We start from the raw sequence: 25,805 nt of genomic DNA, 5'->3' as shown, positions 1-25,805 counted from the left end.
CTTTTCTAAAGAATAAAGGAGATGCCTAAGAAATGAAAGAAGATATTATTCTAAAAATGAAAGGAATAAGTAAAAGTTTCGGTGCGACAAAGGCATTGGATAATCTTGACTTTGAATTGCGAAGAGGTGAAGTGCACGCATTGTTAGGTGAGAATGGTGCAGGTAAATCAACGCTTATTAAGGTGTTGGGAGGTGTTCATCAGCCGGAAGAGGGAGTTATATTTATTGATGGACAAGAAAGAAAAATGCAATCGATTCAAGATGCTCAGGAGGCGGGGATTGGCATAATACACCAAGAAATTGTTTTGGTTCCATATTTAACCGTAACTGAAAATATCTTTTTGGGAAGAGAAATTCTTTCCCCTTTGCATATGAAGGATAAAAAAGAAATGAATCGTCTTGCAGAAGAAATGACCAGAAATCTTGGTCTAAATATTGATGTAACGACAAAAGTGAGAAATTTAAGTATTGCGCAACAACAATTGGTAGAAATTGTTAAAGCGATATCTTTCAATATTAAATTATTGGTAATGGATGAGCCGACATCTTCCTTATCTGATGAAGAAGTCAAAAGACTCTTTTTGATGATGGATAGATTAAAAAGAGATAACGTTAGTATTATCTATATTTCTCATAGAATGGAGGAACTCTTTGCGGTTACAGATCGTGTTACTGTAATGAGGGATGGAACTTATGTGGGAACAGTTGAAACAAAAGAAACAAATACAGATGAGCTTGTTAAAATGATGGTTGGACGAAATCTTGTCAATTATTATACAAGAGATTACAACATGAAAGAAAAAGAAGTTCTTCGCGTAGAAAATTTAACACAAGACGGAATTTTTGAAAATGTGAATTTCAAGGTACATGAAGGTGAAATTCTTGGTTTTTCAGGGCTTGTAGGTGCGGGAAGAAGCGAGATAATGCAAGCAATTTTTGGAAATGAAAAATATGACTCGGGAAAAATATTTTTACATGGAAAAGAGGTTCACTTTAAAAGCAGTCAAGAAGCAATTAAAAATGGAGTGGCAATGGTGCCAGAGGATAGAAAGAAACAGGGACTGACGCTGATTAATAGTGTAGGGTACAATTTGACACTGGCGAGCCTTGACTTATACAAAACAGGAATGCTATTAAGCGAAGGAAAACGACTGGAAGTCATACGAAAGTATATAGAAGATTTAAATATAAAAACATCTTCTATTGATAGTTTGGTGTCTAGTTTGTCGGGAGGAAATCAGCAGAAAGTTGTACTTGGTAAATGGTTGTCTACAAATCCTAAGATTCTGATATTGGATGAACCGACCAGAGGTGTTGATGTAGGTGCCAAGGCGGAAATATACGGGATTATCAATCAACTTGCACAACAGGGAATGGCGATAATTATGGTGTCATCAGAGTTACCAGAGATTATTAATATGTGTGATAATGTTTGCATTGTCAAAGAAGGGAAAATTACAGGGTACTTAAAAAAAGAAGATATGAATCAGGAAGTAATTATGAGTTATGCAACGGGAGGACAAAAAGAATGAGTAACGATAATCGATTAAAAAGTAGAAACCAGTATTTTAATGTGGTTAGGACAAACGTTGGAATACTTTGTGTAATGCTGTTAATAGGAGTTATATTAACGTTTATGACTCCAAATTTCTTGACAGTTAGCAATATTATTTCCGTTTTGAGACAAATATCAAACAATATATTTTTGGCTATTGGTATGACGTTGGTTATCATTCTTGGAGGAATTGATTTATCTGTAGGATCCATAGTGGCAATGAGTGGAACCTTGACAGTAGGATTTATTGTGACAAACGGGTTGCCAATGTGGCCATCTATATTGATAGGTCTTTTACTAGGTGCTTTTGTAGGACTATTTAATGGTGTTGTAATTGCAATCTTTAAGGTTCCGGCATTTATTGTGACTTTATCAACAATGAATATAGCAAAAGGTATTGCTTACATATATAGTGGCGGACGTTCAACACGTATTACTTCAGAAGCATATTCCATGATTGGAACAGGCTATTTGTTTGGAATTATTCCGTTACCAGTTGTATATATGTTTATTCTTATTATCCTGTTTGCTATTATTTTAAATAAGACTAAATTCGGAACCTACGTTTATGCAGTTGGAGGAAATCGTGAGTCGGCAAGACTTTCGGGAGTGCCAATAAAAAAGGTGGAAATCATGGTATTTACCATAAGTGGATTTTTGGCTGCTTTTGCAGGTATTATTTTAAGCTCCAGAATGTATTCAGGCCAACCAAAAGCAGGAGATGGTTATGAAATGGATGCGATAGCAGCGTGTGTTCTAGGTGGAATTTCAATGTCTGGTGGAACAGGTCATTTAAGCGGAACGGTTATTGGTGCAATTGTTATTGGAATTATTAGTAATGGACTTAATTTAATAGGAGTGAGCTCATTTTGGCAGCTTTTAGTTAAAGGTTTTATTATACTTATAGCGGTAATTATTGATTCTCAAAAAGAATTTATTTCACAAAAGATTCAAAAAAGTAAAAGAAAAAATTAAGGAGAATATAGAATGAATATTTTTAGAAAACCATCCTTTGCGGATTCGACAGGAGATGCCATTCCATTATACCATGATGGTATATATCATATTTTTTCATTGACACCACCCAAAGGAACGACGGTTTATCCAGATCGTCTTAGAACAACTTGGAGTCATACAATATCAAGAGATTTGGTGAACTGGGAAGAAGTACAGACGGCGTTATATCCAGGAGAGGGTGATGAACCTGATGCAGATGGAATATGGACTGGAGCAGCTATTTATGGAGAAGGGAAGTATCATATTTTTTATACGGGATACAACTATCATCTAGATAAAAACAAACAGACTATTTGTCATGCGACAAGTGCAGATGGATTAGAATGGAAGAAGAATCCCAACAATCCAATTATAACACCTATTCTTGAGAAATATGAACCGTTAGATTGGAGAGATCCATACGTCTTTTATAATGAAGAAGAAAAATGCTATTGGATGTTAATTTCTGCCAGACTAAAAGAAGGTCCACCCACAAAAACGGGAAGTATTGTTTTATATAAATCAGAAAATTTAGAAGCATGGGAACATTATGGACCGATTTATACACCATATCACACAAATTGTCCGGAGTGTTGTGAAATGTATAAAGTCGGTGATAATTGGTATTTATCCTATTCGCGGTTTTCGGAGTTTGTTGATACAATTTATCGTGTGTCAAAATCCCCATATGGTCCATGGAGAACACCGAAAATGGATGGAATAGGTGGAAGAAGATTCTACGCTGCTAAATCAATGGTAAACGAAGAAGGTAGAAGATTCTATTTTGCATGGGCTCATGATAGAGCCAATGGAAGTGATGATGGTGATTGGTACTGGGGAGGAGAATTCTGCGTTCCTCATGAGGTTCAAGTAAATGAAAGAGGCGAATTGGATGTAAAGATGCCAAAGGAAATAGTGGACTCCATCAATGAAAGAGTAGAGTGGAAGTATGAACAAATATGGGGAAAAGAATGCCGGTATGGACAAAACTCAATTGTTCTGGATGCCACATCGACGATGAACTATGGGTTCTTTAGTTTTGAAGAAAAGAGTGTGTTGTTTAGCTGCAAGATGAAAGTGGGAGATTGCAGAGATCATTTTGGCCTTCTATTGAAATCCAATCGAAATGCTGCAAGATGTCTTGAGCTGAGAGTAGAACCTAATATGCAGAGAGTTTCCCTTGTAAATTTACCAATGGATGTAGATCCATTTTGGCGGGAATCTACAACAAATGTAGGGTTACCTAAAAATCCGGGTCCGGATGGAATAAGAGTATGTGAAAAGCCATTTTCTGTAAAAGCCGGAGATACGATTAATCTTAAAGTAGTGATTGATCATGATATGGTGGAGATATTTGTTGGAGATAAAGTGGCATTTACCTATCGTGTTTATGAAGATGTGGAATATGAAGTGGGACTGCAGGTGCAAGATGGAATTGTGGAGTACTATGATATAGACATACGAAAATAATATATCATGAAGAGCAGAGTATGTAGAAATACACATCCTGCTCTTTTTTTGCTCAAAAATAAAATTATTCATAAATATTTTAATTTGCATCTTATAATAAGAGAAACATCTTGAAGAATTTAAGGTTGAATGATAGAATTTCATTATATGAAACACAAAACACATAAAGGGCATAAATAGATTTTTTAGAGTTTCTAATAGAAAGGAATATAAAAATGGGCAAAACAGTAAGAAAGGGCATACTTTTTTTGGTGGCATTAGTATGTGTTCTAGGGGGTATGAACACATCCAATCAAGTGGTTTATGCCGCAGAACCCACCATTGATAATGCGGTTATATTTACAGTTCGGGGCAGTGTCGAGAAGGAGACGGGACTGGTACAATATCACATTTATGTAGATGGGATATACAATCAGACATACCAGTCCTTCAATATTACGTATCCCCAGGAATTAAAGATTAATTATCCTTCTTCCTATACAAATACCTGGGCGATTTCTGAAAGCGCAGCAAAAAACACAAAAACGACAACCTTTATTATCAAAACAGGTTCCCGCAGTGCTGCAGATGTAAAGAGTGATTTTGAAAAAATGTATTTTACACTTGTAAATCCACCAGATGGCTTTCCTCCAGAAGGGTCAAAGGTTGCGATTCAAGCATCTTCGACAAAAGTAACAGCCTATCAGGATGGTGACGGGTATATGCATTATTATACCTTTGTACCCAGTACCGAAACGAATTGGCTAAATGCATACAATGCTGCAAAAAAATCCTATATGCAGGATCCCCGTTATCCAGAAGATCCAAGTAAAAGATTACAGGGATACCTTGCTACAATCACCAGTCAGGCAGAGCAAGACAAGGTTTATTATGACATTGCAACCCAATGTGGGTGGTTAGGCGGAACACGTATGCTTTACAAGTCCAATGGGAAACCTATTTGTGATGAGGAGAGCGTTCCTGCAGCAGCTAACCAGCTTAATAATAATTTTATTACCAGTTCAGGAACAGGGTCAGATAAAACATCGACCACATATTGGTATTGGGCGGATGGACCGGAGGCAGGGTCGATTTTTTATGGGAAGGCATGTGCATCCCATTCAGGAACTGGAACTCCAAATCCTCAGACGGAAACAAAGGACAATGTTCCAGAAAACTTTAAGGATTGGATATATTATTCTTTTTGGACAGGTGGTGAGCCCAATAATTCAGATGGCACCAACCGGGATGGTGGCTCTGGCGGAGAGTATGCCCTGCAGTTTGCCTGGAGAGGGGCGAGATGGAATGACTTTAATCATGCAAACCTTGGTGGAAACATTAAAGGATACTATATTGAATACGGCGGTTATGAAGGAAATCCCAAGGCAACCGAGCTTGGAGGATCAGAGGTGACAACCTCCAGCGAGGTAGAGTTGGTTATGCCAGTTTTGGTACAGTATCGTTCTGTGGTTACAGCGGAGGATAAGACTTACGGTTCCATTACAAGCATCGGGAAAAGCCAGGACCGGCTGATTACCTATGAGACACATTTACCTTTTACTGCAGTGCGAAACACATCCGCTGATGTAGAGAATATTTTGGGATATACTTCATACGGTTACAAATTTATAGGAACACAGGAAGATGAAGCTGTGTTGACGACAAATAAAGTAGGGGATGTGTCGGGTTTTCACAGCACAAATACACAAAGAATCATTTTCCTCTATAAACCAAACGAATATCAGCTTACCTTTGACGGGAACTTTGAAGGGGCAAGTGCTGCAAATGTATCACCAGGTTCAAAGACTATAAAATATGATTCGCCATATGGAAGCCTGGCCTCTGTAACAAGACCGGGATATACACATACCGGATGGTATAAAAGTAAGAGCGATGCAGTACAAGGAGAAAATCCGGTGAAAGAGTCGGAGCTTGTCACTGCGTTGGGAAATCAGACCGTATATGCAGGTTGGGTTGAGAATAGTGATTATAACATACACTATGATTTAAACCTTGGCACCGGTACGGGTAATGATTTTCCGGATAAAACCTCTGTATCATGGACACAAGCAGGTTTACTCCCGGAAATAGATCCGGTAAGGGAAGGATACGTTTTCACAGGATGGAATGTAGTGGAAAATGGCACAAAGCAAGGGGTATTACCCGAGGATGCTTATGGGGAGCTGGCTGCTAGCGGAACCGAAGAGGGAATTACTCTTCAGGCACAATGGAGAGATGTCAATTATATTTGGGTGATGTATCATCTTAATGGAGCAGACAATCCTAAGAGTCTCCCAGATGAGCAGTACGAAATTGGCAATCCAGTTGTATCTTTGCCGAAAGCAGCAAGGGCAGGATATACTTTTCAAGGATGGCTGGTTGCAGACAATGGAGCGGGTGTGTCAGGAGGTGTGTACGACGAGACAGACTCTATTAAGTATGAAGACATTGCAGCCCAGGGGGCAAAATACATTGTAGTAGAGGCTCAATGGAGTTCCAATACGTATCGATTATCCTATGATAAAAATGATTTGGAGGAGTCCTCACCTTACGGAGCTCCAGTAGAAGGTTCCATCTGGGAGCAGAACGGATTTGTACCGCCCAGTGGTACAACGAATCCAGAAAGAACTGGATACAAGTTTATGGGGTGGAATACAAAAAAGGATGGAAAAGGACAGACGGCAAATGTAGGAACCTATTTCTCCCAATTAGCAGGAGGAGATGATACGGTTACAGAAATCACTCTTTTTGCACAGTGGCAAAAAGAAAGGGAATATTTCGTTCGTTATGACACAAATGGTGGAATGCCGGCCAGCATACAAGATAAGGAAGAGGTCTATTTAGATACAGATAATTTGCTGCCCACAAAGCAGCCAGATGCACCGACAGGATTTGAATTTGCAGGTTGGAGCGTTATTTATAATGGAACGAAGACAGGGGTGACAGAGGAAGATAAGTTTAAGGCTTTAGTGGAAGATACTAATATCGGTTACATTGTTTTGCAAGCCCAGTATGCACCGAAGAAGAACTACAAGGTAATCTATGATTTAAATGGAACTACTCAAAATGGATATCCCACTCAAAAACCAGAGAGTGGTTCGGCAGTAGAAGGAGAAATTGTATGGACGCAAAAGAATTTACTGCCAAATGCAGACCCTATTTGGAAAGGGCACACTTTCCTTGGATGGAACACAAAGAAGAATGGTTCCGGTATTGCGGCTACACAGGCAGATATTTACGGTGTTCTCACAGGCGGAGAAGATAAGGATTCTATCACCTTGTATGCTCAATGGTCAGAAAATAACGTTTATACGGTACGCTATGAATTAAATGGTGGAACAGGGACAATAGCAAATGTAACATTGAATGATATAGATGGGATGGTTCCAGCAGATGAACGACCTACTTCACCAACAGGCTATGAGTTTGACCGGTGGGTAGTAGCCGACAATGGATATGGCACCAATACGAACGTAACAGTAACGGGTGAAGAAACCTTTTCGGAGCTGGTGTATGGTTTAGGAACAGATGAGGTTCCGTATCGGAATTACATTGTTTTAAAAGCAATGTATAAGGAAATTAAGAATTTTCAGCTGGCTTATAACTGGAATTATGAGGATTCACCTCAAATAGATGTTATCAGTAATGTGGCATGGACCGATTCCGGATTTGTTCCTCATATAGCCACCCAGCCAGGAAAGAATTTATTAGGCTGGACCACAGACAAGGAGGGGAAAGGAAATTACGTTTTAGCATCCTCACAATACAAAACACTTTCAGGGAATCAAGATGCAGAGAGAACAGTGATGCTGTACGCCCAGTGGGAAGATGCTTCTTTCATTGTGAATTATGATTTGAATGGAATTTCACCCCCGGCGGATAACCATAACTATGAATCACGTAAAGTAGGATTTGATGATAAAAAGCTGATTCCACCAAGTATTAAGCGGGTTGGATATGAATTGGCTGGTTGGGTTGTTTCAGAAAATGGAAATCAAACAGGACTTGTCTCAAACGATGATACCTATCGGGTGCTGGCACGCAGCGGAGCAGCCTACATTACACTACAAGCACAATGGATTGAGAAGACGTATAAGGTTTTCTATGATGTAAATGGCGGAGAGCCAAATGAGATTTCGGAAAAAATTGTAAAGTGGACAGAGAGTGAATTGTTGCCGGACATGACTTCGGGAGAGCTGCAAAAGCCTGGCTATACATTTTCAAATTGGAAGCTTTGGAAGATCGATGAAGAGATCATAGAGGATGGTGCTATTATAACAGCAGATACGAAATATAGCACTTTAGCACTTTATGAAGGTATTGATGAAACCAATATTACCCTGCAAGCTCAGTATGTGGAAAAGGAGAATGTAACAATCAACTATGGAGCAAATAGCGTTGCTTCTGATGGTACCACAAAGCAATCACCAGGGGATAGAGGCGGAACGGTAAGTAAGACAGTGGAAAGCGTAGGGCCAGCCTCAGGAGAGCCAAGTGTTGTGGCACAGAAAAATCCAGGGTATGAGTTTGTTGGCTGGTACAGCGCAGATGACACTGCCTTTGAAGATCTTCTGAGTGAAGAAAGAACATTTTCACCAGGGAAGGATTCGGATGGATTAAATGTAGGAGGAAGCTACGTTGCCTTGTTTAAGGAGAGTTCGAATATAGAAATCAGTTATACAACCCATAATTTGAACAGCAAGGATGAAAATCCCGGAGGGGTTGTAAGTGAAACTGGACAAAGCTTAGCACCGGCATCGGGAGAAGCAAGCGGTTCCATTGCGACTGCAAATCCAGGCTATCATTTAGTTGGCTGGTTTAAGATTAATGCAGACTACGGAAAGGAAACACCAATTTCAACAGAGTGTGGGTTTACGCCAACAAAGGAAGAGGGTGTCTATCAGACACAAACGTATGTGGCAGTCTTTGCTGAAAATGAAAAAGTAGTGGCAACCTATCAGGCAACAAGTGGCGGGAAGGTTTCTCGTAAAACAGAAAGCGTATATCCCAATACAGGCAGCTGGAAAGGGTCAATTGCAACAGTTGAGGCCGGATATCAGTTTGCCGGATGGTATTTGGAAGGGGATAAGGAGTTTGCAACAGCTTTGAGCATGGAAGCACATTTTATTCCAGAAAGAAATGAACATGGTCTCAACGCATCAGGAAACTATGTGGCAAGATTTGTAGAAAATAGCCATGTGATGATACACTACATAGCAGCACCTGGCGGAACAATAAGCCGTAGCTTAGATGAAGTGGCACCAGCTACAGGAAAACCATTGGGATCAAAAGCAAAAGCATCAAATGGATATCACTTTATTGGTTGGTATGAGAGCAATTCGGCCATTAGTAAAGAGGAGAGCTTTGTCCCTCAAAAAGAAGCTGGTGTATATGTGAGTAAGACTTATGTTGCGATGTTTGCAGAGGATGTAGCAGTTGAGTCAGGTTATAAAGTAGAACACTATTTGGAAGGGCAAGAAAAACCATACGAGACCGAGATTTTAAAAGGTGTCATAGGTGAGACTGTAACAGCTCTGCCAAAGACCTGTTATCAAGGATATCACTATCAAGAAGGGGCACAAGGTGAGAAGAAGACCGGAATTGTTTCCCCGAGCGAGCCTTTAACCCTTAAGCTATACTATGGTGTGGACAAGTATAGGATTCACTATATTGTAGAAGGAACCATACCAAATGGGGCAATTGGTTCCTTACCAGAAAAAACGAATATTCCTTATGGCACAATGGAAGGAATGGCAGAGGAGCCAACTTTTCCAGGATACACCTTCAGTGGATGGCATACGACGGATTGCAAGGTGAATGCAGATGGAACCTTTGCTATGCCAAACAAAGATGTGACATTTACAGGAAGCTGGATGCCGGACTCACATTCCAGTGTAGTTGATTACAAGGTGGAACATTACCTTGTGAATGAAGGAGGCCAGGCAAGCCTTACGGAGACAGAAAACTTAAAGGGTGATTTTGGAAGCAGGGTCACTGCAGAGCCAAAGGAAGGATATGTAGGATATACCTATCAGCCTGAGGCAGACAACGAGGTGAAAAGCGGTACATTAAACAGCGGTGAGCTGGTAACCTTAAAGCTATATTACGGAATCAATATGCATCAAATTCAATATACGATTGTTGGAGATACACCAGCAGGAGTAACTGAATTACCCTCTGAAAAGCTTGCCCCTTATGGATCAACACAGTTCCTTGCCGATGGTTTGCGTTGCCAAGGATATATCTTTAAGGTATGGAGAAGCTCCGATTGTAGAATAGAAGGTCAAGCCTTTGAAATGCCCGATACGAATGTTACTTTTTTGGGAGCTTGGGTTCAATGTAATGATGGAGAGGCAGATGGAATCAGCTACACCGTCGAGCATTATCTGGAGGGCAGTAGTGAAGCCTATGAAACAGAAATTTTAAACGGAGCAGAGGGAGAGTTCGTAGAAGGAAAACCAAAGAGCTGTTATAAGGGTTATTGCTATAATCCAAGTGATGCTAATACAGTGGAGTCAGGAACCTTATCTTCAGGCGAAAACCTTGTTTTAAAGCTCTTTTATACCGAGGAAAAGCATAAAATCCAGTATGAATTCACTTCTTTGGTACCAGGAGCCATCCTGCCGGGGGAGAAGAATGGAATTAGCATTGGTTCTTTGGAACAAGTGGAAGATGTGCCATCAGTCGCTGGATTCATTTTCAGTGGATGGCATACGACGGATTGTAAAATAAATGAAGATGGCAGCTTTGCTATGCCAAATAGGGATGTTACCTTTACAGGAAGTTGGATATTGGAACAGCAGATGGGTGTGAATCATTATTCGATAGAACATTATCTGGGAGATTCGAAGGAACCTTATGAAATAGAGAAACTTAAAGGATTGAGTGGAACCGTTGCAACGGCAGTGCCAAAGACAGGGTATGTTGGATATACTTATGATGAAACGGCAGCAGACAATAAGGTATCAGGAAGAATTGAAGCAAATGATGGTCTTATTTTAAAGCTATATTATGCTGGGAATCAGCATGAGGTTCGTTATGAAATCATAGGAGATTCACCAAATGGGGCACCACAAGTGCCAAGTACAGTAAAAATCTCCTTTGGAGAATCAGTTCCAGTGGAAAAGGATTTGCTGTATTCAGGATATACCTTTAGTGGTTGGCGTACGACAAATGTAAAGGTGGAAGATGGAGCTTTTGTAATGGGAGATGGGGATGTTGTATTCACAGGGATGTGGACAAAGAATCCGGAAATTCTAACGGTTCAATTTGTAAATTGGAATGGAGATATCCTGAAAACAGAGTATGTACCTAAAGGGTGGAATGCAACCGCTCCTGAGGATCCAACTCGAAGTGGCTACATCTTTAGCGGATGGGATAGAGAATATCGAAACATTACGGAATCTATTACTGTTACGGCACAATACGAAAAAGTGAAGAATGATGAGCCTGATCCAGCTCCAAAACCAGATCCAAAACCAGAACCAGAACCAGAGCCAGGGGACTTGGAGAGTCCCACTGAACCAACAGAGGAAACAATAGATGAACCAGATAAGGTGGTAAATTCAACAGGAAATTCAGCAGAAAATAAAGAGGCTTCTACTCAGTCCACAGCACCGACGGGTGATGGGAATCATACATGGTTATGGACGCTGATTTTCTTCCTTTCCTTCCTCACAATATTACGTGTCCGGAAGAAGAGACAATAGGAAATTATTATCAAAAAAGAACGGTTTTATTTGATAGTAAAATCGAATTATCAATCCGCAGCTCTTTCATTATGGACGTGAAAAACGTAGAAAATCCATGGGTTTGATATGAATTATGCAAGTTCAACAAAGAAATTATTCAAAATGAACATAAAATATTGTTTCAAGAAAATCGAGTTTCTTCTATGATAATATATTGACTTTATATTCACAAAGTGAGATAATGGAACAAATTTCGATAAAATGAAAGTGAGGTACAAGAAATGGCAAAAATCGATTTAAGCCAATATGGCATAAGTGGAGTTACTGAAATCGTTCACAATCCTTCTTTTGATATGTTATTTGAAGAAGAAACAAAACCAAGTTTAGAGGGGTTTGAAAAAGGTCAGGTAAGTGAGCTTGGTGCAGTTAATGTTATGACCGGGATTTATACCGGACGTTCACCTAAGGATAAGTATATCGTTATGGATGAGACTTCAAAAGACACAATCTGGTGGACTTCTGATGAATATAAAAACGATAATAAGCCAGCATCTCAGGAAGCATGGGACACCGTTAAGAAGCTTGCACAAGAACAACTTTCAGGCAAAAGACTTTTCGTTGTTGACTTATTCTGTGGAGCAAACAAAGACACACGTATGTCCATTCGTTTTGTAATGGAAGTTGCATGGCAGGCACATTTTGTTACCAACATGTTTATTAAGCCATCAGCAGAAGAACTTGAAAACTTCGAGCCAGACTTCGTTGTATACAATGCTTCTAAAACAAAGGTAGAAAACTTCAAAGAATTAGGCTTAAATTCTGAGACAGCAGTTATGTTTAACCTCACAAGCCGTGAGCAAGTTATTGTAAATAGCTGGTATGGTGGAGAAATGAAAAAAGGTATGTTCTCAATGATGAACTACTACCTTCCACTGAAAGGAATTGCTTCTATGCACTGCTCAGCAAATACAGATATGAATGGTGAAAATACAGCAATCTTCTTTGGTCTTTCAGGAACAGGAAAAACAACATTATCTACAGATCCTAAGCGTCTTCTTATTGGAGATGATGAGCATGGATGGGATGATGAAGGAGTATTTAACTTTGAAGGCGGATGCTACGCAAAAGTTATTGATCTTGATAAAGATTCTGAGCCAGACATTTACAATGCAATCAAGCGCGACGCTCTTTTAGAAAATGTTACACTTGATGCAAACGGAAAAATTGATTTCAAAGATGGAAGCGTTACAGAGAATACTCGTGTATCTTACCCTATCGATCATATCGAAAAGATTGTACGTCCTGTTTCAGCAGGTCCAGCAGCGAAAGATGTTATCTTCTTATCAGCAGATGCATTTGGCGTGCTTCCTCCGGTATCTATTTTGACACCAGAGCAGACACAATACTACTTCCTATCAGGATTTACAGCAAAGCTTGCTGGTACAGAGCGTGGAATTACAGAGCCTACACCAACTTTTTCTGCTTGCTTTGGACAGGCTTTCTTAGAGCTGCATCCTACAAAATATGCAGAAGAGCTTGTTAAGAAGATGGAAAAGAGTGGAGCAAAGGCTTATCTTGTAAACACAGGATGGAATGGATCAGGAAAACGTATCTCTATTAAAGATACTCGTGGTATCATTGATGCGATTCTTGACGGTTCAATTGCAGATGCACCTACAAAGCAATTGCCAATGTTTAATGTAGAGATTCCTACAGAGCTTCCAGGTGTTGATACAAACATTTTAGATCCTCGCGATACATATGCAAATGCATCTGAGTGGGAAGAAAAAGCAACAGATCTTGCACAACGTTTCGTGAAGAACTTTGCTAAATATGAAGGAAATGAAGCAGGAAAAGCATTAGTTTCTGCAGGTCCTCAATTATAAGATTTTAATTTAGAGATTATAAAAAGAAGAACTAAACTGCAAGCCTTTAAGGTTTCTAGTTTAGTTCTTTTTTTGCGGAGTTTGACAATAGTTCGGCATACCGATATAATAAAAGAAAAGTGACGGGAGAATAATAGAATGAAATTAGATACTTTACTCAACAAAAAGCAGATGTCAAAATATCAATTATCAAAAATTAGTGGTATTCCTAAAACAACGGTGACGGATATTTTCGCAGGTAGAAGTAGCATTGAAAGATGTAGTGCGAAAACAGTATATCAATTGGCAAAGGCACTGGAGTGTTCTATGGAAGAATTAATGCAACTAGAAGAAAATACAAATCATTGTGAGTATTTGGAGTGCGGTCTTCCAGATTTCTTACGAGAGTCTATAGATGCAATGAACGTAGCATGGAACAAGATTGATAATGGGGAGGATTATCTGCATTGGGATGGAGATTTTTGTAATTTACAAACAGATATAAATAATGCAGAGGTAAATGATTTGATTAGTGGGAAGCAGGCGTGGTATCTTCGAGAGAAGTACTTAAGAATGAAAAGAGAGGAAGACATAGAATGAGATTAATAGATTTTACATCACCAGGTATTGTATTACAGGATTTTGCTTCTCTTAAAAACCAAATGATTGATTCAATAAAAAATGGGTATGGAACAGAACTGTCAGACATTCTTGATACATTTGAAGAACAGACTGCGGTAGATCAAGCTGAAATCACAAAAAGATTCTGGGAAATGTTTATTGTAGACGCATTTATTGGAAACTGGGATCGTCACAATGGAAATTGGGGGTTTTTGTACAATACACAAACAGATGAGATGGAGCTGGCGCCAGTTTATGATTGTGGGAGCTGTCTATATCCTCAGGCAGATGATAAAATCATGGAAAGTGTTCTTGATAATATAGAAGAGCAAGAGTATAGGATTTATGAAATACCCACGTCTGCAATAATAGTTGATGGAAAGAAAATTAGATATTTTGATTTCATCTCATCTCTTACAAACCATGATTGTAATAAGGCGTTGGGCAAAATATTGCCACGTATAAATATGAATAGAATCAATAAAATAATCGATGAAACTCCATTTATTAATGATTTACAAAAAAAATTTTTCAAAACAATGTTGAGACTTCGAAAAGAAAAAATCCTTGAGCATTCATTTGAAAAAATCAATTCATTTATATAACAATATGACAATATTAATTTATGAAAATCGGACAATGCAAATACTGTGGAAATATACCGAAATTACTTAGAAAATAGTTCGTTTCCTGGAACACAGGAATTACAGATCTTCAATCCTATGGAATATAAAAAGAAGAACTAAACTGCAAGCCTTTAAGGTTTCTAGTTTAGTTCTTCTTTATCTAACTGAGCTCACCAGTTATAAATTGAGCATTTCCAAACCCAAAGGACCAGTCTGGATCCCCGTTCTCAAGGATGGCAATCAGTAAATTCTTACTGTTAATCCCCAGTTTTTCTTCAAACCCCTGTTGAAGAAGATGATAGAAGTTAATCTTGTCCTCCTGAGCTCTTTTGCGACTGAAAACAGTAATTGCAATTTGCTTACCCTCTTCCCTCTCAAACCCCAAACCGGTATCCAATAAAATCATTTCATTGTTTTCATGTTGTGTAATGATTTGATAGCGGTCTCTTTGAGGCACGTGAAAAGCCTTTACAACACTTTCATGAATGACATCGGCAATAGCCTGTAATTCTTCTGAGCTTTTTCCTTTTACAACATCAATTTTTATGAGTGGCACCTTTCATTCCCCCTTTTCGTTTTTTGTTATTTTAGTATAACATATTCTGCCAGGTTTTAAATTGGCATACTAAACAGCAGAGGAACTTCTTTGTTTTCATAGTGTTTTTTTCATACATTTAACGTAAGCCTTACCTAGATTTTGTTGAAGTATAAGGCATTAAAACATATGATAAACAAGGAAAGAAGGAGGAAAGAAAATGTTAAAACTGGAGAAAATAAAAAAAGGATTTGATAAGAAAACCATTTTGGATGAGATAAGTCTTGACTTCAGGGAAGGTGAAATTGTTACTATTTTAGGACCTTCTGGAAGCGGAAAAACCACAATTTTAAATATTATTCTCGGATTAATTCAAGCGGATGAAGGTAGAATTCTTCTACGGGGAGAGGATGTTACAGATGTTCCAATGGAAAAAAGAGGATTTAATATAGTCTTTCAAGACTATGGGTTATTTCCTCACTTAAATGCGTATAAGAATATTGTCTACGGTTTAAAGAACAATACAGGCCTTTGTAGTGTTGATGAGGTGAATGATTTAATAAAATTATTGGAACTGGAGGAACATTTAGATAAGAGAATTACAGAACTTTCAGGAGGACAAAAACAGCGTGTTGCATTTGCAAGAACTCTTGTGATGAAGCCTCAGGTCTTATTGCTGGACGAACCGCTCAGTGCTCTTGATGGTGTGATTAAGGAGTCTATCAAAGAAAGAATCAAACAGATTGCCCGTGAATTTAAGTTGACAACCATTATCGTTACTCACGATCCGGAAGAAGCGTTGACATTGGCTGACAGGGTGCTGATTATTAATGAGGGAAAGGTGGCAGCATATGCTACACCAGAAGAGCTGATTCATACACCACAGTGTGATTTTGTAAATCAGTTTATATTAAGACAATTGGAGATAAAGCGCCAGAATATCGGTCAGCTATTCACAAATACTCCACTTCTGCAGGTAGGTTAAGATGAAAGGATTAAAGGAAAAGGAATCAAATTTGATTTGGCTGATTATGGCTTTTGCTGCAGGTGTTTTCCTGTTTTATCCTTTGGGAAAGCTTTTGCTTAAGTCTTTTGAAACAGCGGGAGGAATTGGAATTGGGCTGTATCAGGAGGTTTTAGCAGGAAAAAAATTCCTGTTGGTTGCCGGAAACAGTGTGGGCATTGCTGGTGTCAGTGCTCTGCTTACTACAATTCTTGCATTTGTTTGTGCCTATAGTCTTCATTTTAGCAATTTGCCAGGCAGCTTCAAAAAAATCATCAAAAATCTGTGTGTACTTCCAATGCTTTTACCGACTATTACTTATGGATTTGCAATCATATATTCCTTTGGGAAACAAGGTGTATATACACGGCTTTTAGGTAGACAGCTTTTTGACATTTATGGAATCAATGGTTTGATTATTGGCTATATTATTTATACTTTTCCCATTGCCTTTTTGCTATTGACAAATACCATGGCTTACATTGATAAGAAGTTTGTTCTGGTTTCCAGAGTCATGGGAGATAAGGGGATTAAGACGTTTTATGTTGCAGTGTTTCGACCTTTGCTGGGGACTATTGTAACGGCAATTATCCAGTGCTTTTTCTTGAGCTTTACTGATTTTGGAATTCCAGCTTCCGTGGGAGGAAAAGTAAAAACAATTGCCGGCTTGCTCTATGAACAGATGCTTGGAAGTGTTCCCGATTTCGGCAGAGGGGCAGTTATTGCTATTATGATGTTGCTGCCTTCGGTAATCAGTATTCTACTTATCTGGCAGCTTGAAAAAACAAATATATGTTACAACAGTATTGAAAACTCAGAAATACCGAAGGGTGCAATAAGGGATGGAATTCTGGGAATTATGACTACATTAATAGTGAGTGGAATAATGTTGGTACTGCTGGTGATTTTCCTGATTCCATTTATTTCAGGATGGCCTTATGATTTAACATTTACCCTTAAGCACTTTAAGAATGTTTTTGCGGATACGGCTTTGACAGGAGTTTTACGCAATTCTCTTTATGTGAGTTTGGCAACTGCTCTTTTTGGAACGACAATTTCTTTTTTTGCCGCTCTTGTGGCAACAAGAAGTAAAGTGGGAAAGGGCAAGAAAAACTTTTTAGACATCCTTGGGAATGTAACGAATACGATTCCGGGTATGGTAATCGGTATTGCATATATGCTGACTTTTACAGGGACAAGACTTCAAACTACTTTTACCATCATTATAATATGTAATACTCTTCATTTTTTTGCGACACCGTATATGATGATGAAAAACTCATTCTTAAAGTTAAACAGTGGGTTTGAGGCAACTGGAAAGATAATGGGAGACAGCTGGTTTCAGAGCCTCTACCGAATTATTATTCCCAATACTGTAGAAACAATTTTTTCAGTATTAAACTACTATTTTGTGAATTCGATGGTTACAATCAGTGGAATTGTTTTTCTAACAGGTGCAAGAACGATGGTAATGACAACAAAAATAAAGGAATTGCAGCATTTTGCAAAATTTAGTGAGATATTTGTTCTGTCTTTCCTTATTTTTCTTATAAATCTAACAATAAAAGTGATATTCAAAGGAGTGAAAAAATATGAAAAAGTTATTTAGTGGAAGTGTAGTGGTAATGCTTGTAGTTGTATTACTAGCTGGAGCAATGACAGGATGTAAGAAGGATGTATCGGCAAGTGGAGAAAAGGAAGTGGTCTTTTACACGAATGCAGATGATGAAGCAGTGGAAGCAATGGAAAATGCATTAAAGGAAAACGGCTTTGATGGAAAATATTTGATTCAAGTATTTGGAACCAGCGAGTTAGGTGGAAAGCTAATGGCGGAAGGAACGAACATTGAAGCAGATATTATCACAATGAGCTCTTTTTACATTGAAAGTGCACAGGTAGAAAAGAGTATGTTTCAGGATTTAGACTTTGATACGAAAGCTTTGGAAGAATATCCATCTTACTATAGTCCAATTACGGCTCAGGAAGGTGCAATTATTTACAACACAGAAATGCTGGAATCCGAGGGGGTTACAGTACCAAAATCAATTCGGGATTTGGCGAAGCCAGAGTACAAGGATTTAATTTCTGTAACGGATATTACAGGATCTTCTACCGCATGGCTGATGATTCAGGCGCTCATCAATGAATATGGTGAAGCAGATGCAAAGGAAGTATTGCATGGAATCTACGAAAATGCCGGTGCACATATTGAAGAATCAGGGTCTGGTCCGATTAAAAAGGTTCGGACAGGTGAAGTAGTGATTGGATTTGGCTTGCGTCATCAGGCAGTGGCAGATAAGGCAGAGGGAATTCCGATAGATTTTGTAGATCCTACAGAAGGAAATTTCACATTGACAGAATCTGTAGCAATCATAAATAAGGGTGAAAATACGAATCCAGAAGCTATGAAAATGGCAGAATGTATTATCACTAAAGGAAGACCGGCGCTTTTAGAAACATACCCGATTCCGTTATATGAAGGAGAAGCAGCAGACGAGAAGAATACATCTGGAAATCCAAAGACTTTTAAAGAACAGCTTACAGTAGAGCTGTTGAAAGAGCACCAGGCATTTTCGGAAGAATGTAAATAGAGAGAAGGAGAAAATAGAGATGAACAAATATAAATTATTAACCCCGGGTCCATTAACTACAACAGACAGTGTTAAGGAAGCGATGCTTATCGATCATTGTACTTGGGATGATGACTATAAGGAAATTACAACAGAGATTCGGAAAAAGCTCCTGGAGCTGGCTCACGTTAGCGAACCGGAATATACATCAGTGTTAATGCAGGGAAGTGGTACTTTTGGAGTAGAGTCTGTACTTACAAGTGTAATTGGCCATGGAGACAAAGTGCTTATTATTGCGAACGGTGCTTACGGCGAAAGAATGGAAGAGATTGTTATATATGGAAATATTTCTTATACAATCTGCCTTTTTGATGATGATGAGATGATAGATCCCAATAAAATAAATGAAATACTAAGAGCAGATACCGCAATAACCCATGTTGCAATGGTGCACTGTGAAACAACCTCTGGCATTTTAAACGATATCCAATCCATTTCAAAAGTTGCAAAGCGAAGAGGATGCACCTTTATTGTGGATGCTATGTCAAGCTTTGGAGGCATTGATATTGATGTGAAGGAGCTTCAAATAGATTTCCTGATTAGCAGCGCGAATAAGTGTATCCAGGGAGTGCCGGGATTTTCCTTTGTGATTTGTAAAACCAATCTTTTGATGGATGCAAAAGAAAAGGCTCGCAGCCTGTCTTTGGATTTGTACGATCAGTGGAAGGTTCAAAGCCGTGATGGTAAATGGAGATTTACTTCGCCAACTCATGTCGTATTGGCATTTGCCCAGGCATTAAAGGAACTGGAAGAAGAAGGTGGAGTGAAGGCAAGGGAAGAAAGATACCGTAGAAACCAAAGACTTCTGGTAAAGAATTTTGAAGAAATAGGTTTTATTTCATACCTTGGTAAAGAGAGACAAAGTCCCATTATTACTTCATTTATATATCCTAGAAATGCTGCATTCTCATTTCAGGAGATGTACGATTTTATCAAAGAAAGAGGATACGCTATCTATCCTGGAAAAGTCACAAAAGCAGATACATTTCGTATTGGAAACATAGGTGAAATTTACGAAGAGGACATTATAAAGCTCACTGGAATTATGAGTGAGTATATGGACAAAACGAAAGAAAGGGAGAGTGCATAGGATGATTGTTCAGGATACAGAAGCAGTAATATTTGATTGGGCGGGAACGACAATAGATTACGGTTCATTTGCCCCGGTTGCAGCAATTATTGAAGCCTTTGAAGCTTTTCATATCTCACCCACATTGGACGAAGTGCGGGAGCCAATGGGAATGTTAAAGAGAGACCATATCCAAACGATGTTTGAGATGGAAAGGATTAGCGAGTCCTGGCTTCAGTACTATGGAAGAGGCTGGGAAGAACAGGACATAGATGACGTATATAATATAATGGAAGCCAAAACACTGGAAATTCTTCCCCAATATACCGATGTAAAGCCACACGTTCTTGAAGTGATGGATTTCTTAAGGGAAAGAAAAATCAAGGTAGGGTCAACAACGGGATATACGGATATGATGATGGAAATTGTGGTTCCTGTAGCAAGAAGTAAAGGATATGACCCGGATTTTTATGCAACCCCGAACCGTGTAGGGAATATCGGGCGTCCAAATCCTCATATGATTTATGAAAATATGAAGCAGTTAGGAGTTCTGGACAAAACGAAGGTTCTCAAAGTAGGAGATACAAAGGCAGATATTCTGGAAGGAAAAAATGCTGGAGTAAAAACAGTTGGAGTAATAGAGGGAAGCTCTATTATGGGACTGAAGGAAAGTGAATTCAGAGCATTAACGGAAGAAGAAAAACAACACCAGAGAGACAGGGTTCATGCAATTTATGAGATGGTAGGAGCAGACTACATCATAAATGATTTGTCGGAGCTGATTTAATAAAGGATATACTCCCAGCCAGAGATTCCATTTGTTTGAGATTCTTACATATGGTATACTATTTAGAATGAAATTTCTGGGAGGAATCATGAAAAACGAAAAGAAGCAGACAAAAGAAACGGCTGTGGCTCTGATGCTGGATGCGGCCAGAAATGTGACCATAATGGATAATGCCATGAAAAGAAAGGCACAGGAAAGACCTAAGGGCGTTGAGATGTGGGGAAAAACTCTGGGAATCATTGGAACGGGAAGAATAGGACAAGGAGTGGCTAAAAGATGCAACGGCTTCAATATGAAGGTGATTGGCTATGATATCTTTGAGAATGATTCTTTTAAAGAAGAATGTAGTGGAATCTATGTTGATTTGAAAAGCCTGTTACAAGAAGCGGATTTTATTTCCGTTCATTCGCCTCTTACACCTGAAACCGCAAATATGATAAGTACAGAAGAATTTAAACTGATGAAAGAAGATGCAGTCCTGGTTAATACGGCACGAGGTGGAATCATTGATGAGGATGCTCTGTATAAAGCCCTAAAAGATGGTGAAATAAGAGGAGCGGCATTAGATGCAACCTTAGAGGAGCCACCCTATGAAAGCATGCTGATGAAAATGCCAAACTGCATATTGACGCCCCACGCAGGAGCGGCAACGAAGGAAGCTGGAAACAAAATGAGCTATATGGCATCAGAAAATGCTATCGAAGTTTTACAGGGGAATAATTGCAGGTACGAAATATCATAAATTTCTCATCATAATATATTGGTTTTTCCATTGGGTAATTGATATGTCACCGTAAATTGCAGCAAGACAAGAAGTCAGCTCTTCAATTGAGGTGTTTGCAACTTTTAAGTCAAAGGTGATATGCCCATTTAGAAGAAGGATTAACCGATCACAATAGGCCAAGGCAAAGTTCGGGTCATGGATTGCAATCAGACCGATTTTATTTTCTTCCCGAATTAGGCTTTGAACCTTTTCTAACATGGAATGACGATTGTTAAAATCTAAGGCGCTATCGGGTTCGTCCAGCAGCATAATGGGAGTGTTTTGGAGCAAGGTTCTGGCTAAAATCACCATTTGCTTTTGTCCTTCACTTAAACTTGAAAAATCAGTATTTCGGTAAGCAAGCAGACCAAAGCGATTCAGCATCTGGTCTGCTTTTTCTTTATCCCTTGGTGAAGGTGACATAAAGAACCCCAAAGACGCATTGAAACCCATCATTACAACATCCAATACACTCACCCCGTACATAGGACTATGACGCTGTGGTATATAAGAAACTATTCTCGCCCGTTCCTTCTCGTTTCTTGCGAGGAAATCTTCATCACCGTACAAGCAGCTGCCCTGAGCTGGTTTTAGCAGACCACAGATTGTTTTGAGTAAAGTTGTTTTACCAGAGGCATTAAGGCCTAATAACGCACAAAATTCTCCAGCCTCAAAAACGAGATTTGCGTTTTTTAAAATGTTTTTTCTTCCATATCCAGAAGAAAGGTTATTGATTGAAAGTTGCTTGCTCATATGCGTCCCCGCTTTCTTTTACACATAAAATAGATCAGAACAGGTACCCCGACAAAGGTGGTTAGTATACTGATAGGAATCTCCGTTGAATAGATTGAACGGGCAAAACCGTCTGCAGCTATTAGAATCAATGCACCGATTAGAGAAGCGTATAAACAGGTGGAGAACCCCGTACGTCTGAGTGTGAAACGAGCAATATGAGGTGCAACCAAACTAATAAATAGAACAAGTCCTGTAACACTTATGGTGGTAGCTACAATAAGTGTGGAAAAAAGCAATATCATGAAGCGGACGGGTTTTAGCCGAAGACCTAATGTACGTCCCTCATCTTCGTTTAACCCCAGCAGCATTATTTGTCTCCTAAGCAGGATCAAACCGGTATATCCAATTAAAAAGACAGGAAGTATAACAAACAGTTTTTGCAGGGTGACAAAACCGAAGCTGCCCATGGACCAAAATTCAATTGCTGCCAGCTCCTGTTCTGGATCAGCAAAAAATTTAAAAATCATAATAATAGATTCCGATATGGATTTTAATACAATACCAGAAAGAATATAGGTTGAGGTTGCCACATTTCCAGTTATTTTAACGAGAAATAGAACGAGCAGAACTACAAGCAGAGACATGCTAAAGGAGGAGGCGGCCGTCAGTAAAACATTGTATCCTCCCAGGACAATAGCCATCGCAGCGCCAAGATTAGCACCACTGGCTACGCCGATTATTTCTGGTGATGCCAGAGGATTTTTAAAAATGATTTGATACACAGAGCCGGACATACCAAATCCAAGCCCGGCAATAAGTGCCATAAGTATGCGGGGTAAGCGCAATGTGAAAAAGACATTACGTTTGATTGCTGAAATTTCTCCCCCAGTGATTATTGTCCATACGTCAGGAAGAGATAGTGAAAACTTGCCTATCCCAAGGGAAATGATGGAGACCAGAATCAGCAGGACAATGGTTAGAGTAAAAAGGAGGTTTAACTGTGATTTTTTCATAAAAACCTACCTTGCTATTAATGTAGTATCAATGGTGAGATTATAAAATTCCTTGTAAAAATCAGCAGCATTCTGGCGCAAGTCGTCCAAGGAATAAAGCTCCTCATGAAGAACAGACAGCAGCCACTTTACACCTAGTATACCGGAGGGAATGGGAGAATCCCAGGATTCAAAATCATTAGGCATCTGATAAACCCGTTTCGAAGTGATGGCTGAGATATTGGCAAGGTGAGGATCATTCATGATATCCTCTTTACGGTAGGATGCGTTGGAAGGAATAATGAAGAATTCAGGATTCATTTCTAAAATTTGCTCATAGGAAACCTCTGCCCAGCTAGTGCCGTCAATGGCATCACCTACATTTACGCCGCCGGCATCACCGATAATCGAACTTTGGTACATATCCTTAGGGGCTGTCGTTAAATAAGAACTGTTTCCACCCATGTAAACGGAGGGGGTGGTTTGCAGATTTTTTGTGAGATCTTGAATCTCTTTCCATTCCTTGTTGTAATATTCCACCAGATGATTTGCAGCATCTTGTGTACTGGTTGCATCTCCAATGAGTGAAATCATTTCAATGAGCTCTTCATGGCTTTCTGGGTTGACTAGAATAACCGGAATGCCCAAATCAGTCAGTGTGTCTGCACTGTCCTGCAAACGTTTGGGAAGAATAATTAAATCAGGATTCAGGTCGATACAGGCTTCTAAATTAAATTCCTTTGGTGAGCCTACAGCAGGTAAATCCAATAGCTCAGGAGCTGCCAGACGATAGATGGGGCGGATGTCTGCATTAGACTCTACAGCAGTCATTCGATTGGTTAATCCAAGGGCAATACAGGTAGAGGTAGAGATATAATAGCAGTTAACGATTTCTTCCACGTTCTCCCCAATAATAACTTTCCGGTCAGCCTGATCTGTTACGGTTACACCAGTTGATACCTTTTCGGAATGGCTGCAGGCAGAAAGGGCAAGCATAGTGAATACTATGAAGATACTGAGTGCTTGTTTGATTTTCATGACAAAACCTCCTTATACAAAAGATAGAATAGATATATTTATAGTAGGAGTTGTATGTATATTTGTCAAGATGATTGTTTTAAAAGTAAAATATGATTACAAGAAAGATGGATATGTATAGGGCAAGTTCACCAAATAAAAGACAAAAAAACAGTCAAAACAACCAAAAATAATTTGGGAAGCAAAAAAAGGACAAAAGTCCTTTTTTTATTATGGAAAAATAGATAGTATAAATGCATAAGACAAATCGAAAAGGAAGTAATGTATATGAAAACGAAGAGAATTTTTTTAATTGTATTGGACAGTTTTGGAATTGGAAATGCTCCGGATGCGAAAGAGTTTGGAGATGAAGGAAGCAACACCTTAGAGAGTATCTCTACATCAAAAGAGTTCCATGTTCCCAGTATGGATGCTCTTGGACTCCTAAAAATTGATGGAGTTCAGGTAAAAGGAAAAGCAGAAAATATAAAAGGTTCTTACGGCAGAATGACGGAAGCCTCCAGAGGAAAGGATACTACAATTGGTCATTGGGAGATTGGAGGCATTGTATCGAAGAAGCCGCTTCCCGTTTATCCAAATGGATTTCCGAAGGACATTATGGATGAATTTGAGAGACGTACAGGACGTAAAGCAATATGTAATTTGCCTTATTCAGGGACAGAAGTCCTAAAGGATTATGGAAAAGAACAGATGGAGACAGGAGCGTTAATAGTCTATACATCGGCGGATAGTGTATTTCAGATTGCTGCTCATGAGGAGGTTGTTCCATTGGAAGAACTTTATAAGGACTGTGAGATTGCAAGAGAGATATTAAAAGGAGAGCATGGAGTTGGTCGAGTGATTGCAAGACCTTTTGTTGGGAAGGATGGAGCATTTGTAAGGACATCAAACCGCCATGATTTTTCACTTTTACCACCAAAGTTAACTATGCTGGATGTATTGATGGAAAATGGATTGGAAACAAAAGGTGTGGGCAAAATCTCCGATATTTTTGCAAAGAAGGGCATTAGCAGTTCGGTTTCTATTAAAGATAATCGTGATGGAATGATGAAAACTTTAGAGATTCAAAAGGAAGACTTTACAGGACTTTGCTTTATCAATCTGGTAGATTTTGATATGAAATATGGACACAGAAATGACGTAGATGGATATGCAAAAGCAATAACAGAATTTGATACATGGCTGGATAAATTTCTTCATAACATGAATCCGGATGACGTTTTAATGATTACTGCAGACCATGGGTGTGATCCGGGATTTCCAGGGACGGATCATACGAGAGAATGTGTTCCTCTATTAATTACAGGTGAAGAAATCAAAAAAGGAATTTCCCTTGGAACGCGAGACACATTTGCGGATATTGGTGCAAGTGTATTAGATTTGTTTGAATTAGAAGGTGATATAGATGGGGAGAGCTTTATTCCTTTAGTGTCATGAAAAGAAAGATTTG

The 25,805-nt window shown here is 39.0% G+C and carries 18 protein-coding genes; 14 read left to right on the top strand and 4 right to left on the bottom strand.

Going from position 1 to position 25,805, the window contains the following annotated elements; translation table 11 throughout:
* Positions 1-32 precede the first annotated feature (32 nt).
* From NHH15_RS05285 to NHH15_RS05255, 7 genes are all read left to right on the top strand, one after another.
* Positions 33-1,532: a sugar ABC transporter ATP-binding protein gene (locus NHH15_RS05285; RefSeq protein ID WP_262065610.1), complete on the top strand. Its 1,500-nt coding sequence runs from the start codon at positions 33-35 to the stop codon at positions 1,530-1,532.
* Positions 1,529-2,530: an ABC transporter permease gene (locus NHH15_RS05280; RefSeq protein WP_262065609.1), complete on the top strand. Its 1,002-nt coding sequence runs from the start codon at positions 1,529-1,531 to the stop codon at positions 2,528-2,530. The genes NHH15_RS05285 and NHH15_RS05280 overlap by 4 nt, the downstream gene beginning before the upstream one ends.
* A gap of 12 nt (positions 2,531-2,542) precedes the next feature.
* The gene (locus NHH15_RS05275; protein ID WP_262065608.1) at positions 2,543-4,021 is read left to right on the top strand and encodes a glycoside hydrolase family 32 protein; all 1,479 of its coding nucleotides are present in this window, start codon (positions 2,543-2,545) and stop codon (positions 4,019-4,021) included.
* Between the two features lie 215 nt (positions 4,022-4,236).
* Positions 4,237-11,709, top strand: a complete 7,473-nt coding sequence (locus NHH15_RS05270; RefSeq protein ID WP_262065607.1) for an InlB B-repeat-containing protein — start codon at positions 4,237-4,239, stop codon at positions 11,707-11,709.
* 263 nt (positions 11,710-11,972) lie between these two features.
* Positions 11,973-13,577 (top strand): phosphoenolpyruvate carboxykinase (ATP), encoded by a 1,605-nt coding sequence (gene pckA / locus NHH15_RS05265; protein ID WP_262065606.1) that lies wholly within the window; start codon positions 11,973-11,975, stop codon positions 13,575-13,577.
* Between the two features lie 138 nt (positions 13,578-13,715).
* A complete protein-coding gene (locus tag NHH15_RS05260; RefSeq protein WP_262065605.1) occupies positions 13,716-14,156 on the top strand; it encodes a helix-turn-helix domain-containing protein in 441 nt (146 codons plus the stop codon).
* On the top strand, positions 14,153-14,782 hold the full coding sequence (locus tag NHH15_RS05255) for a HipA domain-containing protein (RefSeq protein WP_262065604.1): 630 nt from the start codon (positions 14,153-14,155) through the stop codon (positions 14,780-14,782). The genes NHH15_RS05260 and NHH15_RS05255 overlap by 4 nt, the downstream gene beginning before the upstream one ends.
* A gap of 181 nt (positions 14,783-14,963) precedes the next feature.
* Here the strand turns inward: NHH15_RS05255 and NHH15_RS05250 are convergent, their stop codons facing one another.
* A complete protein-coding gene (locus NHH15_RS05250) occupies positions 14,964-15,359 on the bottom strand; it encodes a tautomerase family protein (RefSeq protein WP_262065603.1) in 396 nt (131 codons plus the stop codon).
* Between the two features lie 199 nt (positions 15,360-15,558).
* Between NHH15_RS05250 and NHH15_RS05245 the strand changes: the two genes are divergently transcribed.
* The 6 genes from NHH15_RS05245 (at position 15,559) to NHH15_RS05220 (ending at position 21,569) form a co-directional block, all read left to right on the top strand.
* A complete protein-coding gene (locus NHH15_RS05245) occupies positions 15,559-16,323 on the top strand; it encodes an ABC transporter ATP-binding protein (RefSeq protein ID WP_262065602.1) in 765 nt (254 codons plus the stop codon).
* Position 16,324: 1 nt separating this feature from the next.
* Positions 16,325-17,950, top strand: coding sequence for an ABC transporter permease (locus NHH15_RS05240; RefSeq protein WP_262065601.1), 1,626 nt, complete (start codon positions 16,325-16,327; stop codon positions 17,948-17,950).
* Entirely contained in the window at positions 17,934-18,932 is a 999-nt protein-coding gene (locus NHH15_RS05235) for an ABC transporter substrate-binding protein (protein ID WP_262065600.1), read from the top strand. The genes NHH15_RS05240 and NHH15_RS05235 overlap by 17 nt, the downstream gene beginning before the upstream one ends.
* Positions 18,933-18,951: 19 nt before the next feature.
* The gene (phnW, locus tag NHH15_RS05230) at positions 18,952-20,061 is read left to right on the top strand and encodes a 2-aminoethylphosphonate--pyruvate transaminase (RefSeq protein ID WP_262065599.1); all 1,110 of its coding nucleotides are present in this window, start codon (positions 18,952-18,954) and stop codon (positions 20,059-20,061) included.
* 1 nt (position 20,062) lies between these two features.
* A complete protein-coding gene (phnX, locus tag NHH15_RS05225) occupies positions 20,063-20,827 on the top strand; it encodes a phosphonoacetaldehyde hydrolase (protein WP_262065598.1) in 765 nt (254 codons plus the stop codon).
* Between the two features lie 88 nt (positions 20,828-20,915).
* Positions 20,916-21,569 (top strand): NAD(P)-dependent oxidoreductase, encoded by a 654-nt coding sequence (locus NHH15_RS05220; RefSeq protein WP_262065597.1) that lies wholly within the window; start codon positions 20,916-20,918, stop codon positions 21,567-21,569.
* Here the strand turns inward: NHH15_RS05220 and NHH15_RS05215 are convergent.
* Genes NHH15_RS05215 through NHH15_RS05205 form a run of 3 tightly spaced genes read right to left on the bottom strand, consistent with a single transcriptional unit; the run spans position 21,564 to position 24,355 of the window.
* The gene (locus tag NHH15_RS05215) at positions 21,564-22,343 is read right to left on the bottom strand and encodes an ABC transporter ATP-binding protein (RefSeq protein ID WP_262065596.1); all 780 of its coding nucleotides are present in this window, start codon (positions 22,341-22,343) and stop codon (positions 21,564-21,566) included. The genes NHH15_RS05220 and NHH15_RS05215 overlap by 6 nt on opposite strands.
* Entirely contained in the window at positions 22,340-23,338 is a 999-nt protein-coding gene (locus tag NHH15_RS05210) for a FecCD family ABC transporter permease (RefSeq protein ID WP_262065595.1), read from the bottom strand. Before NHH15_RS05210 ends, NHH15_RS05215 begins: the two co-directional genes overlap by 4 nt.
* 6 nt (positions 23,339-23,344) lie before the next feature.
* Complete coding sequence (locus NHH15_RS05205) at positions 23,345-24,355, bottom strand: ABC transporter substrate-binding protein (protein ID WP_262065594.1); 1,011 nt, start codon at positions 24,353-24,355, stop codon at positions 23,345-23,347.
* Between the two features lie 267 nt (positions 24,356-24,622).
* Between NHH15_RS05205 and NHH15_RS05200 the strand changes: the two genes are divergently transcribed.
* Positions 24,623-25,792 carry a phosphopentomutase gene (locus tag NHH15_RS05200; RefSeq protein ID WP_262065593.1) on the top strand — a complete coding sequence of 390 codons (1,170 nt, stop codon included), beginning with the start codon at positions 24,623-24,625 and terminating at the stop codon, positions 25,790-25,792.
* Positions 25,793-25,805 lie beyond the last annotated feature (13 nt).

Source organism: Aequitasia blattaphilus, from assembly GCF_024721305.1.
GTDB classification, from domain to species: Bacteria; Bacillota; Clostridia; order Lachnospirales; family Lachnospiraceae; genus Aequitasia; species Aequitasia blattaphila.
Note: the sequence above shows the minus strand (reverse complement) of the source record. Positions and strands in the feature narration are given on the sequence as shown.